The organism is Pedobacter foliorum, from assembly GCF_013266735.1.
Classification (GTDB): domain Bacteria; phylum Bacteroidota; class Bacteroidia; order Sphingobacteriales; family Sphingobacteriaceae; genus Pedobacter; species Pedobacter foliorum.
In genome coordinates, this window is the sequence record NZ_JABSNU010000003.1 from 137963 (window position 1) to 153971 (window position 16009).

Below are 16009 nucleotides of genomic sequence, written 5' to 3' on the forward strand. Positions count from 1 at the left end.
GCATAAGAATATTAAATTTGAAGTATGCAAATCTTCCCAACGCAATATTCTGTACTCTGTGCTTCGGCAGTAGGAGACCTTATTAATCAACAGTACGGATTTGCTAAAACAAGTTGTCGTATTCTGATACGCAATGTTGGCGATACTTATGTTCTTAGTAATGAAAATGATAAATATATTTTTAAAATTTATCGGGACGCTCACCGTAATCTAAATGAAATTAAGGCGGAGCTAGAGCTGCTAAATGCTTTATACAAAGGCGGGGCTAAGGTAGCGCGACCACTTGCTGATTTATCAGGCTCATTTATACAGTCTTTTAATGCCGCTGAGGGAATAAGGTATGGGGTTTTATTCGCCTATGCTCACGGAAGTGTACATCAGGATTTGAGCGCTCAAGATCTTGAAACTGTTGGTAAGGAAATGGCGCTGATTCATAGTATCAGCTCTTCGGTGGAACTTTCCTGGCCGAGAAAATCCTACGGCTTAGATACGATGATCCTTGATCCGATAAAGCGAATTAAGCCTGATTTTAAAGATATGGATGAGGAGTATCGTTATTTGGTACAGACTTGTGCTCGGGTTATGAAGAAAATTGAAGCTTTAGACCTGAGTAAATTTAATTACGGGTATTGTCATTATGATTTCTTACCTAAAAACTTTCATTTTAAAGATGATGGCTCGATAACTTTCTTTGATTTTGACTTTGCTGGAAAAGGACATTTAGTTAATGATCTGGCATCATTTTATGCGCATTTCTTTTTACAGGTTCTATCTAATAAAATGACTCAGAAGGAAGCAGATGAGGATTTTGGTGTTTTCATTGCAGCATATAGGAGTGTTAGGCCTCTTTCTGACGAGGAGCTAAGTGCGATACCTTATTTTGGTTTTGCATGGTGGATTTTCTATTTTGGTTTTCATCATGATAACTTTGAAGATTGGTCTAATTTCTTTTACCACCCGCGTTTCATAAAGGAACGGGTAAGCTGGATAAAGAAATGGGCAGATTGGTATATTTTTAAGTAAATCTTTTTATTGCGTAGGGCTATAAGATTGGCTAATAAATGAGTCAAATTTGTTTTAAAAAGCATTATAGTGCAATTATTTTATTCCTATATTTGCCCGAATTAAAATCATAATTATTGGTCCCGTAGTTCAACGGATAGAATAGAAGTTTCCTAAACTTTAGATATGAGTTCGATTCTCGTCGGGACCACTGAAAAGAGTAACAAAACGTACAAAAGCCTGCAAATCGATGATTTGGAGGCTTTTTTGTTTTAGTGAGGTGCCAAATTATTCAACTTTTACCGTTTTTAAAGTGAGTAATTCGGTGAGTCACCACTTTGAAAATGCTGACTCACTGGGTGTGGGGTAAATCTCTGATAAAGAGCATGTTCGTTAAATGTACATCTTGTTTATAGGTGGCTGCAATTCTAATTTTGTTCACATTAAAATGAGTAAATTATGAATGCAAATTATTCTTTGCTTTTTTATCTCAAAAAGCCGAAAAATTATGTACAGGGGAAGCCTAAGCCTATTTACATGCGAATTACTGTAGAAGGGATTCCTAAAGAGCTGTCTACTGGTCGTGATTGTGATCCTAAGAAGTGGTCCTCTAGAGTCAATAGAGGTAAAGGTGATAGAGAAGATACGAGGCTGCTTAATCGTCACCTGGAGAGCCTAGAAACGCGGATCGAAGAAATTCACACACGGTTGATAAGAGAGGGTGTCAAAATAACTGCCCAGGTGATTAAGAATAGGTATTTGGGAGTTGCCGATAAACCGCATTATTTGATGGAAGTTTTTGCTGATCACAATGCAAAAATTGAAGCGTTAATAGGTAAGGGTTTTAAGCAGAATACACTTAAAGGATATAAAACTTCTTTTTCCCATATGAGTTCTTATCTGCTGAAATGCTATAAGAAGCCTGATGTTGAAGTATGTGTTGTCGATTATGCTTTTGTGAATGGATATGAGTTTTATCTCCGCTCAGATAAGGGTTGTTGTCCAACAACTGCTGCTAAGTATATGGTGCATTTTCAAAAAATTACAAACCTGTGCTTGGCCTTCCGTTGGATTAGAGAAGACCCTTTTGTTTTCTACAAGAATACAGCTCAGGCTAAAGAGAGAGAATATCTGACCCAGGAGGAGTTAGATATGGTTGCCCAAAAACATTTTGGTATTCAAAGACTTGCCCAGGTACGTGATATATTTGTTTTCAGCTGCTATACTGGACTTGCTTACATAGATGTGAAAAAGCTTCGCCATACAGATCTTAAGACAGGTTTAGATGGTAATCTGTGGATTTTTACTGATCGGGAGAAAACGGGATCGATAACTCATATTCCACTTATGAGTAGGGCCATTGATCTGGTCGATTGTTACAGTGTTCACCCGGAATGTGTCAATAAAGGGCTTATGTTTCCTGTGTTAAGCAATCAAAGAATGAACAGCTACCTGAAAGAAATAGCCGATGTGTGCGGGATCACCAAATCTTTAACTTTTCATATGGCGCGCCATACTTTCGCTACGACCGTAACCTTGAACAATAATGTACCAATTGAAACAGTATCTAAAATGCTTGGTCATAAGAGTATTAAAACGACACAACATTATGCGAAAGTTCTTGATTTAAAAGTCGGGAAAGACATGGCTTTGCTAAACCAGAAATATGGAAGAGGGAAATAGGAATTTGTTGTCTAATACCTGCGTTTAGTATTCAACTTGATGGAGAAAGGAGTTGATCTTTTGCATTTCTTAGCGTTTAATGTCTATTTGGGAAGATTTTAAAAAAGTAACTCCCCGACGCAACCTTTTTGTTTGCATTTTTTTGTTGCAATTGCTACCATAACAGTTTTTAATGAATAACTATTTTTCCTTTAGTTATACTTATCTGAAATTGCGTTTTCAAATTTATCTATTATTCTAATATCACTCGCAGGAGTAGTTGCGCCTCTTTTTAGTGTTTCATATTTGACAGCTAATTTATCCCCAACTTTGATGTATCCCCATTTACTCCATCCAAGATCAAATTTGTGTACATTAAGATAGAACTGGTTGTTAAGATTGTCGTTTGCAAACATATAAGAGGACATACCAAAATTTCCTTCTGGCAAATTATATACTTTAACTATTGTGTACCCATCGGCTTTGAGCTCTCGCATGTGCTCATCATCATAAACTTCTTCTCTTTCTGGAGAATACCAGCGGGATAATGTTAGAGGATTTAGATTTGCCTTGAAGCTAAATAAATACAATTTTTCTAAAAATAATTTATTTTCGGTAGAATCGATTGATTGATCTTTCAAGTTTAAAATGATATTAAAAAAATGATCAGCAATGAAACTTACATATTTGTAGAGGAAATCTTCTGAATATGGTAAGCGGTCGCTACCGATATGGATTAAATCTTTCAACATTTTATTTACTTCGATACATGCAATCAGTGGGTAATCTTCATTTTTAAAAATTTCGTTAAAAATATTTAGAACTTCCGTGAATGCTTTTTCTATATCCTCAGTATTTCTATTTAATTCTACACTTCTTTTGAAAGCAGAAGCTCTGTATGTTCCCATCATAACTGACCAGTCAGGATCAGATCCCCAAGTTTTTGTCTCTTCGATTATTTTGGTGTATTCACCTTGAAACAATAGACAAAGGAAGTGGAGTTTTGTCAAGGATGCAGCGTATTTTTTTGAAGATTTTTCAGGTCGATTGAACTCGGCTTCGAGAAGGCTGTCGAAAATAGGCTGGGCAATAGGGTAATCTTTTTTATGAAAATAATTTAACGCCTTTGCCATAAGATATCTTGGATTATTTTCATCCAAGCTTATGGCTTTTTCTAATATCTTTTGAGTATTTCCCTCATCTTGAAGAGCTTGTAGAATCCTCGAGAAATGAAATAAAAGCTCGTGATTATTAGAATTATATGCGATTAATTCACTAAACCTGTTCTTCAACCGCACAAGTTCTGTATGGCTACGCTTGTTGTGTGGTCTCCCAAGAACTCTATTTAAATCAATAATAAGAGATCGTATAGACTCGGCGATATCTGACGAAATAAAATCAAAATCGAATTCATTGATGCCTAAAAGATGATTTCGGTTAAGTTGCTCTTGAATTTTGACTTTTCGATCTTTTATATTTTGCGATATTTCATTGCGGATGGAAATGTTCCTGGGGTTTATTAATAATAAGTCTCGAATAGAATCACTTAAGTTGAATAAGTCATTACCTGTATCGCTTGTTGATCTTACGATTAAACTTGTCTTCGATAATTCATTTAAAGATTCTGATATTTCCTCATTTGATAGTTCTAATAAATCAATAAGCTCAGATTTGCTAGATTCTCCAGTTACATAGATTGATTCTAAAATTGCAATCGAATTTTCAGTCAATGACTCAATTAGATTAGTGTATGAGAAGGATGCAATATCTTTTTGTGATTTATTTATTGATCCAGAAATATCCACACCTTTTAGGTATAAATCAATAGTTAGTCTGATCGCTAAAGGATTATTATTTGCTTTAGTCGCAATCAACTCAAGGTCTTCTTGACGGAAGTCACTAATGCCTCGCCTCTTAAAATAGCTTCTGCTTAAATTTACTGCATGTCTTTTAACCAGTGTTGACAGAGGAACTGTTGTGGCAGAATCTATCGAAATACGGCTGGTAACAATGACCCTCCAAAGAAGCGGAAGCGATTGATTGAATTCAATGAACTCATGTTGAGAATGTACTAGAAGGGTTTCAAGATTATCAATGCATATTAATATTTTTTCATTATCTAATACTATGCAAGCTTCTTCAAAATTGCCAAACTGCTTATCACTGTACAAAGTCGCCAAATCTTCATAAATAGAATCCTTTATTTGATTTATACCATTTATTGCCTCAATAACTTCAATGCCGTCCGCAGTTAATCTTTCGTTTTTTAAAGTACAAAATACAATTGCATCAATTTTATTATTCCATTCTAGACTTAAGCTTATATCTTTCAAGAATTGGAGGATTAAGGCTGTTTTTCCTACTCCTCCAGGTGCGACTAAGGCGATTAGATTATTCCTGACTTTTGATAAGGTTGCTTCCAAATCTTTTGTTTCTTTATCTCTTCCAAATAAACCTGTGATTTCGTGATCAAATGAAGAAGGTAGAGTATTTGGGATAGCCCAATTAACATTATTAAGCCATTCATCTGGTGGCGATGTTAAATTTCCTGAAATAGCAGCATTTAAAGCCTGTCTAATATCACCAAGTCCTAGTTGCAATACTAGTGGATCACTCGCAATGGCCGCTGCTCGAAACCAATAAGCATCAGGAAATGGTCTATTTGGGTGACTAATTGCATTCCTAATGTCAAATATATTCATGAACATACAGAAGTTTTTCAAGTCAAGCATTTTTGACTCAAAAGAAGTACCCCTAGTCGAATCGATTGCCATATTGAAGATTTCATCAAGGTAGCTCGATTCTACAAGCAACTGGATGTTATTTCGATCTATGCTTTGACCTTTTGACAGTTCTCTGTCTGCAATTGAATCAACGTTTTTTTCAGTTATAACATTAATGTCATCTGCATTTAATACATAATCTCCCAATGCGGTTTCGAGCGAATAGATTATCATTGCACTCTTAATACGAAGTAATTGTTCTGAATCCATATTTATTAGGTTCAGCAAATAAGGAGAGTTTTAGAGTAAAAAAAGTAATATTTATAATTTTTATTTACTACTGTATATGCTCTTTTTAAGCTGAGAACGTTAAAGTTTATTTGTACCAATATATGTATATGATCCACAAAATCAAAGCAAATTTTAATAAATTGTGATAATTGAAGTTACTTTAATATGCCTACTAATTATTTCAAACCCCGCAAACGTTTTTCTTTTTCTGCCCATCCATTTGATCTAGGAACCCTCATGGGCTTGTCGCATAGTCATGATGACAACCACTTTCTGTTGAAGATCTACAGAATGGATGAAACAGTCTTTTCTGATTATTATAGACATCACTTAAATTACGCCTTGGAAAACAATCTTTCAAGTGAAGAAGATTTCTTCCTCCATGTTTGGCAAATCGTGGTGAATAGGGTCAGGCATTATGAGGCAAAAGATCCATTTTCAAGAAACCACGCAATCCATAGGAACAGTATTGAAAAGCTCCAACAGTTCAAAAGATACCTCAATGGCATTGACCAATGGAATGCCAGACCATCGCATATCGTTATCGACGAAAAGGATGGACTTATCCAAAATCAAAAAGCAGAAATCGAAAAACTGAGTGTAAAGTTTGCAGAACTTAACAAATATGAAGTTGAGCTTAAGATCCTAATCGATGATGGCCACTTGCCAACATTAATCGATATCTTGCAACAGCTGCGCGAAGTACGACTGCCGTCGGGTAGAAAGCTGCTCAAGAGCGACCATAAAATTCCTTACGCAAAAATGATCGCCAAATATTTCTCACATGGAGGAAAGGACATTCCCATCGAAACCGCCCGCAACTACTTTGTGGAAAAGAAAGGAGATGTATCGATAAAAGGCACTTCCATCCAACCAGAACATCAACTTTTCAAAATCGTACTCATAAATCCGAATGAGAAATAGCAACGGGTTCGTCTGTTGTATATGACCACACTAAACCGATGGTCATTGTGTCCGCCATTTTCCTCTACAAATTTACCCTGTAAACTTAAAAATAGAGGTAATTATGCAGATCGAGATCCTAACCAAAGAGGAGCTCCTGAAGTTCAAGTCCGAACTTATAGAGGAGATCAAACAGACTATCAAATCAGATGATGTAACAATCGCGCACTGGCTTCGCAGTTCAGAGGTCAGAAAGCTGCTGAAGATTTCAGCGGGCACTTTACAGAACCTACGCATCAAGGGCATGCTTCCCTATGAAAAGATAGGTGGTATATTCTATTATGCCTATGCAGATATTGTTCAGTTAATGGGGGAAATCGGGAACTCATGATAGGGACGGCAGAACAACTGACGAGCTTTCTGAAACTGGTCAGAGCGAATAACCATTTCCGTCAATCACACCTCAGTCTTTACTCGGCAATTCTAATGTATCATGCCAAGGCAGCATTACAAAACCCTTTTCGGGTTTCAAGGAGGGAGTTGATGGAACATTCGGCTATCCATTCTTTTTCTACGTATCATAAGTGTATGAAGGATTTGGTCGATAATGGGCTTATTGGATATTGGCCATCATATCATCCGCGCCTTGCCAGTAGCGTAATGTTGTTGAACTACGGTGAAGATTATGCGGAGCAGGTATAACTTTGAAGCCGGAATGCCATTAAAAGATTCCTGCCGACATTGAGCCGGATAGGCAAAGACCCCATGCCGTTTGCAACGCACATGAATTTATTTTGCCGCCTTATTTACGGCAACTTATCATAAGTGTCTCCGTGAGCCCATTGAAAGGGAGTTGGTTGGCTATAGACCCAGTTACCGTCCCTGGCATGCCAGCCTGGCCTGGAAGCTGGAGCACCCGGCAGACCAGGTATCAGATGCACCTGCTGTTGCGGTGCACTGCTAGCCCGTTTGCCTATGCGATATAGCGGAGCCAGCTATGTTTCGACGGGGTCGAAACGCTGGCCCCATTCATCCACGCTGCGCTTAGGATTCATGGGGTGAGCTTCGCTAAAAGTGCCGGATGAGTGAATTTTATGAATCCTTGAACTATGACAGTAACAGTATCAGCCATGATCAATCAGTATGATAAAATAAAAAGGAATAAAGGAGGACGCCCCAAAGTATCACTTAAAAGAGCTGCTTCTCTTACAGTGATGTGTAATCTCATTGAAAAGAAACTAATTCAACTTAACGCCAGAAAACTGAACCTCAGCGCCTCGGTCTATCTTCGGGAGCTTGGCTTAAAAGGTGCTGTTAAGGTAAAATTGAAAACCCTCCCAAAAGAGGTACTTCAATTTACCGGTACCCTAAATCACATGGCGGCCAATCTCAACCAGATTGCCCGCAAGCGCAATTCGGGAGAAGACCTAAATGCAAAGGACAGGGCTTTGATCAATCAGGAAGTCAGGGCCGTTCAAAAGCTTGTGGAAGAAGTAGAGGTCTATTTAAAATGATTGGGAAAATAGCCACTGGTAAAAGCTTTCGGGGTTGCCTTGGCTACCTGCATGAAGGGAGACTACAGGAGAGCAAAGAACTGCAACTTGAAGAAATGGCCAAGAAGCAGGCTGACGTAATTCATTACAACAACTGTTTTGGCACTAGGAAACAGGTGGTCAGACAACTGGTGGCAGTAAGTAAACTTAATCCAAAGCTGGCAAAGCCTGTATTTCATGCTTCACTGAGCTTTGCCTACGGCGATGCGGCCTTGCTGACCAAACAGCAGAAGGCAGACATCGCCATAGCAATGGCGGAAGAATTTGGATTTGATCAGAATCAGTTTGTTGTCATTAGCCATTCTGATACCCTTCATGAGCATATCCACATTGTGGCTAATCGGGTCGGTTATGATGGCAAAACCGCCAGCGATAGCAACAGCTATAAGCGAATGGCGCAATTTTGCCGGAAAATCGAGAAGTTATATAATTTAACTCCTGTCCTAAGTCCTAACCGTTTTTTGCAAGCCGAGAAGCGGGTGGCAAAAGCCAAAAGGATAGACAACCGAAAGGAATTACTCAAAAAGACATTAGTATGGGCTATTAGCAAATCCACGTCCATTGAAGCGGTAAAAGCCAGAATGGAAAAACGAGGTTACCAGGTAGAACTGAGTAGGGGCATCGCCTTCACCGACAAAAAGCAAGTCAGGTTCAAGGGGAGTGAAGTAGGGTACAGCCTCGCAAATATCAACGCTCAGCTTAGCCGTCAGCTCAAGATTGCTGAGCAGCAAATACAGCAGGATAAAGCGGAAGAACTAGAGCGCAAGCAAACTAAGGGATTATCAATTTAAAATCAATTCTTATGGACTTAAATGAAACATCAATAAAAGAAATCCTGGAAGAGGTGCTGGAGCAGAGCGAGAAAACACAAAAAACAATAGAACATCTGGAAAGGAGATTAGCGGATAAAGACAATGAGCTCAAAACCCTGATCGAGGATAATAAGGCGTTAATTGCAAGCTTTGAGCATAAGTATGAAACTATAGAAGTCAAAGCGCCACAGCCCGACCTTTCTGCGGTGAATCTGGCGATCCTTAAAGGGTTTGTTGGAATTAATCAAACAATAGAAAAAGGGCCGAAACCAATTGTCAGACAGATCAGGTTTACTTTGTTCCCGGAGCAGGTAAGAACGCCTGAATATTATCATGTGATGATGCGATGGCTGGTTTGGATATTATTGGGCTCGCTGTTTATGGTGCTTACTTACCTGCTTATCGATAAACGCATTTAGAAGAGGGCATGGGTCGTCTAATTGCAAAAGGTAGAGGATTAAATAGAAGGTGCAATAATCCCCACGCACATTTGGGGCCTGCAAAAACTGGTGGTTTTTGCTTTGGCGTTTATGCAAAAATGATTCTACATCGAGCATCTTGGTTTTAACATATAGTCGCCATTCTCTAAATGTGAAAATTAGCCGGTAAGAGGGATAACCAATCATTACGCTGATGGTTACAGCGTTGGTTTCTGGCTATTTTTCAAATCAATAGAGCCCATAGCGGTTGTATGACCTGTTAGACTTAGTGAGTACATTTTTGTCTCACCCTACGGCTGTACAAGCAGCCTCTTTAATGTTGTTATTCTATGATGACCTGAATCCCTGCTTTTTCTGCTTTATAGTTGATTTTATCTTTCAAACTGAAGTAGCTCCAGTTTTGTAGCAGAAAAGGATCTTCTTTGGCAATTTCTTCTTTTTGCTGTTGATTGACCAGGATCAGGGTGGCTGCATGGTACTTTACGCAAAGGTCTATGAGTTTGCGGCTGTACACATGTAATTTATAGTCCACATATCTTTTTTCCAAATCCTGGTACTCCTCCAGGCTTTTTCTTTTTCTCTTTTTTCCGTGTCCGCCCCGGTTAAAGGGGGTGCCTTTTTTTACCCTTTCTATGGCTGCCCGTATCGCTAGCCTGCGGTGGAGAAACTCTTCCTTATTTCCAATGCTGAGTTCGTAGCTGCCGATTTTGACGGTTACCGGGTGTTCTATGGAAAGTGAGGCTTCGGCAATGACGGAAGTATCCAATATATGTTGTTCTTTCTCTAGCCCGATCGCTGCTAATAAAAAGACTTTACCCTGATCGATATAGAGCTTACTGGTATGGAGTCTTAGCGTTCCGCTTTTTATCTTGTTCAATAGTGCCTTTTTATCTGATCTGTCTTTTCCAAGATAGGTCCTGAAGGGGATCTGGAACAATTTGAAGCTGAAATTCTTGTTATCCGGTGTGGTATCGAATCTGGTGATGACTTCTGATCCAAAAGGGAGCGGGAGGTTTTTCTTATAATTACTCAGTGATTTCTCTCCTTTCCAGTAGGCAGCCTTCTCGTTGTTGAAATGGGAAATCAGGCTATGGTTTAAATTGCTGAGGATATTGGTAGGGATCTGTCCCTTGAAATGATTGGAGAGCAAACGGTAAGTGGTATTTGGCCGGGAAGATTTCAGGATGCCTTTTTCATCTTTCTTCTGATCAGCCAGTTTAAGTTTGATCTCTTCGGTAAGGTAGAAGAAGTCTTTGACCTGCTGCTGGATGAAATGATGGCTCATGATCAGATTGGCGGCGCGGAAACAAATCCGCTGCCAGCTGTACAACTGATCTTTTGCGGCTTTGATCACTTCTTTGTCGTCGGAATCAATCAGCAGCTGGATCTTACGGGTAAGAATCATCGTGTCTTTTTCCATAGCGTTAGTTTTTTACTTTGGTATAGGCTTGCACAAAACTTCTTTTGATGTGCTCTGGACTTAAATTTAAGGCTCTGGCGATCTCTTCAAAACTGTATTGGAGTTCATAGCGCATGTGCAGGATACTGGATTGTTCTTTGTCCAGATCGCCTTCGAATTGGAATTTGCTGGTTTTTCCTGCAGTCTCGAGTTTCCCGGAACTGGTTAGGATGGACTTTAGTGTTTCCAGTGTTTTTTCCACGGTTCGGGCTACCTGATAATCTGAAATGCCGCCAATGTGCCAGGCAATGCGTTCATAGTTGAAAGCGTATTTTAGGCAAAGCTTGATAAATAATTGCTGGTTTTCGGTAAGATTGGGTATGACCACTTCAACTTGTCGCCATTGTTGCTTTAGGCGCTCATCGAGTTCTTCCTGGTAGATGACCTCATCTGGACCCAGTGCTTCTTCAGGACTACAGCCCGCCATGAATTCTTGGTAATTTTCGATCTCATCAAGCCTGAGCATATTCCGCTGGAAGTTATGCTTAGAGGTTCTGTAGAAGGCTTTGCATGCCTCGAATGTGGTATCAAGGAGAAAGGTTTGGATGTGCTTTGGGTCGGTGATGCTACTTCTGATCAACCAAAGCCGTAGAAAGGCTTCGTTAACGATGCAGTCCGCGTTGATATCATCTTTAATGTACCTTTTTCTTTTATGGTATAAAGAAGGGTAAAAGCGATTGTAAAAATACTCCAAACCTTTTTCATCGCCCTGGCTGAATTTGAGAAAATTACGGTGTTCGTCCTTGATCTTATAACTGATAAAGTTCATATTAATAATAGTTAGTTAGCAATTATTATGAGTCGTAAACGGAGTTAACGCTAAATGGCGTGGAGCTCAATTTATCGTACTGGAGGTACTGGTATACCCGGGACACGACAAAAAGAGCCCACGCCATTTTAGCGTGAGCATCTTCACCGTCGTCTTGTGTCCTTTCGAATTACCAGTTTTCCAGTACAAGACTCTAGTGTAATGCTTCCAATATCATTTTAGAAGAATTACAAAAATAACATTACATATTAATTATAGTTGATTCATTCACTAAGATAATAAATTTTAATGGTATATTTAGCTATACCAATTCTTTTTTTAACAAGTGTGATCTTCCATCATGAATATTGATGATTTAGATTCATTGAGAGATAAGCTCGGTAAGCGAATAAAAGGGCTAAGGGAAGAGCGGGGATTAGGGGTTCGGCAATTTGCTTTAATTGCAGAAATAGAGCATCCTCAACTTATTAATATCGAGAAGGGGAGAGTTGACTTGAAGCTTGCAACTATTTATAAAATTGCTAAAGGGCTTAAAGTACACCCTAAAGAGTTATTCAATATTGAATTCTTATGGGATGGTGCGAAAGGATAATGTTATAATTCTTTTCAATGTTAGTTGAGAGCTAGAATTCGGTCAAGTTAACGATTCTCTAGTTTCCTTTTTCTGCCAAAATATTCACAAAGCTCTGAATTTGAAGGACTAAGTTATGCAACGCCATTAGTAGGTATTTGAAAATGCTTACACTGTTAGCGGGAGAATGTTGTTGCAAAGATTTTTTCACCTCTGAATTCAATGATTTTCATTCTTTGACTTTACTTTAATTTCTCTATTAGAAATTCATAGTATTTTTCGCTCGCCATATGCGCAAACAAATATTGCAAGGTTCCTTTATTCTTCTTCAAGAACTGTACAAGTGTATCTTTTATACTAACAGGTAGATAAGAGATTACATTGATACCAATCATTGCATTATTTATGTTTGTCGCATCAAATGTAAAGCATAAAAGCTTATAGTCTCCAACATAACACGCCGCAATCCAAACATATTTAGGCAAACTCGTATTGAGAATCTCTATTTTCTCTTTATCATCGAGTTGCGATTTTTTGATTTGAGACTTATAGTTTTCACTGTATTCTATTTTGATATCCCACACCAGGTCAGCCACGATTCTATTTGTAAAAAAGAAAGTGAGGATTCGGTCAAGCCCCAAGACAATTACCTCGAGATCTTCATAAGCGATTCTTATTTTAGGGTAGACAGGTACGACAATATTGGTGACCACCGTAGGCCTTTTTTGTGGATCATGCTCCGTCCAAGGTGTTTGCAATTCACATAGATTCAGTAGTTGAATTCTAGCAAATGGCCCCCATTGGTCATCGTGGGCATAGATACGTTCAATAGTATCCGACAAATAGCTGATTTCTTCTTGCGGGGGAATAGAAACCGGTGCCGTATTTTTAAATCCGGAAACCGTGATGGCATGCAGGCCATGGTCACCCCCACTTGGAACATAAATGACTAAAATAATTGGAATTCCAATTGGCGAATAAGCGTTAATTATCTTTTTCAGATAGCGATTGCTCACCACCTTATAAGGATAAGCACTAACTCGAAGATCACCGTCCTTTATTTCTGAAACAAGACCTGAATTTAGGATCGCCTGAGATATTTGTAGTATGCTCAACCCTTTGTTGGGGAAAAGTCTACTTCCATCAGGAGAAACATTATCTGCATCTTTAGTGATTAAACTAGGTGACTTTAAAATTGTATGATGATCGACCGCTGCCTTATTTAGCATTGACCAGATTGCGGTCGTTGCGCAAGCAGCCAAAACTGAGTCCTGTTCCTGAAAGGCTAAAGATCTAAGTTTAATACAAGTTCCGTATAAATGAATATCGTATTCTCTTAAGCCCCAAAAATTACGATCCTGAATTTGATTGCCATTTGAATACGTCTTCAAAACGGTATAGCCAATCATTTTTACAGGAATGGGTTTAATAACAATAAATCCAACGTAATGCTTCCAAAATTTTGCTGATTGTTCTGGTGTTTTTAAAATCTCGGCTGAAAAGATATCTTCATCAAATTCATTGTCGAAAAAATGAATTCTTTTGCAAACCTTCTCATATTTTTCAAAGCATAACGCATAATAGGACGCATAATCATGTAAATAGTCACGACTGATATAGTCCGTTTCAACCAGAATTGTTTTAACATTCAAACCGTCTATCCCAAGGTAATTCTTGAAATAATCATAGTGTTTTTTGTTTTTTACAAGATCTGAGGTCGTAAATTTATTAGATAGGACTGAAGCAAGATTATCTTCAGAATAAGGAAGAATCTCCACTATTAACTATAATTGAACAACCAATTTCAGGGTTTCCTGATCTACATTCTTAAGTTTCAGAACTTCTTGTTGTAGTTTCATGGTTGCTTCAATTGCCTGCTTAAAAGCAGCGGACTGCCTTAATTTAACAGCCTTTATTTCTGCTCCAGGAACAAAAATCTGTGATGGTTGAAGTTTTGCCATTTTGATTGAGATAAATGAATCGCGTTATTTAGGGTGCAAATGTATTAATAATGATTAAATAAATTTATAATTTAAATCTAATTATAACTAGCATAAAAACAAACAATCTGAAAAATGTTTTTCAGATTGTTTGTTTTTATGCTAAAATGTAGGAATTAGGGGGTTAACACCATTCGATTTTTCCGTTGGTAACAAAAAAATGACTTTTGCATCCGACCAATCGATTTATGGATGGAGCCAAGGAAATCACTTTTCCGTCGAGTATATAATTCCAATATGGATCATAATCATCCATTAAGTTCATATGTAACAATTTTCTACAGCCACATGGACAAATCATCACAGCCTGCCAATAGTAACCTTGATTGCCAATCAGATAAACTGTATAAGGACTAGTTTTATCTGGTATATCATCTGCGAATTCATACTTATACAGCTTCTCCCTATGGAAAAGCTGTATAAACCAATCAAATATCTTTCTTAACATCGCTTAACTCTGCATTATTTAACAAGGGAGCTACATCGCCCTTGCCAACAAGTTTTGAAAAAAATGGGCACGTATCCGTAATCTTATCCGGATAGGAAGTCGCGTCAGCGAAATCAATCTTAATTGCATCGATTTCCGAATTATCCTGATTTCTATAGGGATGGATTCTTGCAAGAAAATCATTAATCGCCGTAGCTGCAACCTGCATATTGATACTGATTACTGCCGGATGAGATTCATTTACATTTGCCAGATATTGATTTCTTTCATATTCTGCTCTATCAGTACGGTTGATAGATTCTGCACGCAATCTTTCAATACTATACTGCTGTCTGCTCAATAAACTTGACCCCCCTGGCTGGATATAATGAACCGTTCCAAATATATTCTTAATACCACCTTCACCATCGGCATTTAACTTAACGCCCATATCTATAAAAGGAATTACATAAAATGATGAGATCAAATTAAGAATATGCCTACCTTCTGCACCATCTACACAGCTAATGAGAAAATCACATTCAGCAAGTTCTTTGACCACTTCCCGGCTGGAAATATGAGTAGCAAAAGTTATGACTGTAGTGCCCATCCCTACTTCGACTATACCTCTTTTCATAACATCAACCTTCATAGCCTTTTGAGCCGCGTCAGCTTGAGTCGACCCAATAATTCTGTTGAGGTTTACTGTATCCGTAAAATCCGGATCAACCAACACTAAAGTACCTACTCCTAAGCGTTTCAACTGTTCAATTACGGGGCTGCCCGTACCAGAACAGCCAACTACGCCAACTTTCATGGTATTTAACATATGGACAGTTTTCTTCCCGAATGCCTGGAGATTACGACGTTGGTACTCATCGGATATACCAGAAGCCGAATTATCATAATTCCAGTTCTCCACATTGCTCCCAGCTACAGAGATCTTATGAACAACCTCAATCTCCATTTTATGGTTGAAAAATCGTCCGAATAATCGTCCGTCAGGCAACATGATACAACTTGCATGTGGCAGATCATCATCAATCCATGCATTTATACTTTTGAATAAACGATAATCAGACTCATTATCCAAATCAGAAAAAAACTCGTGGACACCAGGTCCTGGGTGGCAATGGATCTTAACAAGTGCTAGTTTATGCTTTGCCGCTTTTTCCAAAAAGGGGTTAATCACATCCGTCGGCCAGCGAACATAATCACCTTTACGTTCGCAAATATCATGCGGAACCAATAGCAAGTCTTGAACGACTAAAGTATGGTTATTTCCATGGACACTACGGCCACATAATGCGACCGCGACAGCTTCCTTGTTATCTCCAGGAAATAAATGCTGCTTCAACTGCTGGTAGTGAAAGCCAGCTAATCGTATTTTGTTCATA

Annotated in this window: 15 protein-coding genes and 1 tRNA gene; 9 read left to right on the forward strand and 7 right to left on the reverse strand. The window is 38.5% G+C overall.

Going from position 1 to position 16009, the window contains the following annotated elements; all coding sequences use genetic code 11:
• Positions 1-24 precede the first annotated feature (24 nt).
• The 3 genes from HQN83_RS07370 (at position 25) to HQN83_RS07380 (ending at position 2685) form a co-directional block, all read left to right on the forward strand.
• Positions 25-1023 (forward strand): phosphotransferase enzyme family protein, encoded by a 999-nt coding sequence (locus tag HQN83_RS07370; protein ID WP_173089705.1) that lies wholly within the window; start codon positions 25-27, stop codon positions 1021-1023.
• A gap of 118 nt (positions 1024-1141) precedes the next feature.
• Positions 1142-1213: transfer RNA gene (locus HQN83_RS07375), tRNA-Arg, on the forward strand.
• Between the two features lie 248 nt (positions 1214-1461).
• Complete coding sequence (locus tag HQN83_RS07380; protein WP_173089706.1) at positions 1462-2685, forward strand: site-specific integrase; 1224 nt, start codon at positions 1462-1464, stop codon at positions 2683-2685.
• Positions 2686-2876: 191 nt separating this feature from the next.
• On the opposite strand, the gene HQN83_RS07385 is transcribed toward HQN83_RS07380, so the two are convergent.
• Positions 2877-5657, reverse strand: a complete 2781-nt coding sequence (locus tag HQN83_RS07385) for an ATP-binding protein (RefSeq protein WP_173089707.1) — start codon at positions 5655-5657, stop codon at positions 2877-2879.
• A gap of 186 nt (positions 5658-5843) precedes the next feature.
• Between HQN83_RS07385 and HQN83_RS07390 the strand changes: the two genes are divergently transcribed.
• From HQN83_RS07390 to HQN83_RS07410, 5 genes are all read left to right on the forward strand, one after another.
• Positions 5844-6602, forward strand: a complete 759-nt coding sequence (locus HQN83_RS07390; protein ID WP_173089708.1) for a hypothetical protein — start codon at positions 5844-5846, stop codon at positions 6600-6602.
• Between the two features lie 103 nt (positions 6603-6705).
• Positions 6706-6972 (forward strand): helix-turn-helix domain-containing protein, encoded by a 267-nt coding sequence (locus HQN83_RS07395; RefSeq protein WP_173089709.1) that lies wholly within the window; start codon positions 6706-6708, stop codon positions 6970-6972.
• Between the two features lie 718 nt (positions 6973-7690).
• The gene (locus HQN83_RS07400) at positions 7691-8095 is read left to right on the forward strand and encodes a plasmid mobilization protein (RefSeq protein ID WP_173089710.1); all 405 of its coding nucleotides are present in this window, start codon (positions 7691-7693) and stop codon (positions 8093-8095) included.
• Complete coding sequence (locus tag HQN83_RS07405) at positions 8092-8925, forward strand: relaxase/mobilization nuclease domain-containing protein (RefSeq protein WP_173089711.1); 834 nt, start codon at positions 8092-8094, stop codon at positions 8923-8925. Before HQN83_RS07400 ends, HQN83_RS07405 begins: the two co-directional genes overlap by 4 nt.
• Before the next feature lie 11 nt (positions 8926-8936).
• On the forward strand, positions 8937-9365 hold the full coding sequence (locus tag HQN83_RS07410) for a hypothetical protein (RefSeq protein WP_173089712.1): 429 nt from the start codon (positions 8937-8939) through the stop codon (positions 9363-9365).
• Positions 9366-9708: 343 nt separating this feature from the next.
• Here the strand turns inward: HQN83_RS07410 and HQN83_RS07415 are convergent, their stop codons facing one another.
• Positions 9709-10806, reverse strand: a complete 1098-nt coding sequence (locus HQN83_RS07415; protein WP_173089713.1) for a hypothetical protein — start codon at positions 10804-10806, stop codon at positions 9709-9711.
• A 4-nt stretch (positions 10807-10810) separates the two neighbouring features.
• Complete coding sequence (locus HQN83_RS07420; protein ID WP_173089714.1) at positions 10811-11614, reverse strand: sigma-70 family RNA polymerase sigma factor; 804 nt, start codon at positions 11612-11614, stop codon at positions 10811-10813.
• Between the two features lie 340 nt (positions 11615-11954).
• On the opposite strand from HQN83_RS07420, the gene HQN83_RS07425 reads away from it, so the two are divergent.
• Positions 11955-12206, forward strand: a complete 252-nt coding sequence (locus HQN83_RS07425; protein WP_173089715.1) for a helix-turn-helix domain-containing protein — start codon at positions 11955-11957, stop codon at positions 12204-12206.
• Between the two features lie 221 nt (positions 12207-12427).
• On the opposite strand, the gene HQN83_RS07430 is transcribed toward HQN83_RS07425, so the two are convergent.
• The 4 genes from HQN83_RS07430 to HQN83_RS07440 all read right to left on the reverse strand — a co-directional run bounded on the left by HQN83_RS07430 (position 12428) and on the right by HQN83_RS07440 (position 16008).
• Entirely contained in the window at positions 12428-13963 is a 1536-nt protein-coding gene (locus HQN83_RS07430; protein ID WP_173089716.1) for a hypothetical protein, read from the reverse strand.
• 6 nt (positions 13964-13969) lie between these two features.
• Positions 13970-14146, reverse strand: coding sequence for a hypothetical protein (locus HQN83_RS07435; protein WP_173089717.1), 177 nt, complete (start codon positions 14144-14146; stop codon positions 13970-13972).
• Between the two features lie 163 nt (positions 14147-14309).
• A complete protein-coding gene (locus HQN83_RS25500; protein WP_394353501.1) occupies positions 14310-14633 on the reverse strand; it encodes a DUF6527 family protein in 324 nt (107 codons plus the stop codon).
• Positions 14614-16008: a HesA/MoeB/ThiF family protein gene (locus HQN83_RS07440; RefSeq protein WP_173089718.1), complete on the reverse strand. Its 1395-nt coding sequence runs from the start codon at positions 16006-16008 to the stop codon at positions 14614-14616. The genes HQN83_RS25500 and HQN83_RS07440 overlap by 20 nt, the downstream gene beginning before the upstream one ends.
• Position 16009 lies beyond the last annotated feature (1 nt).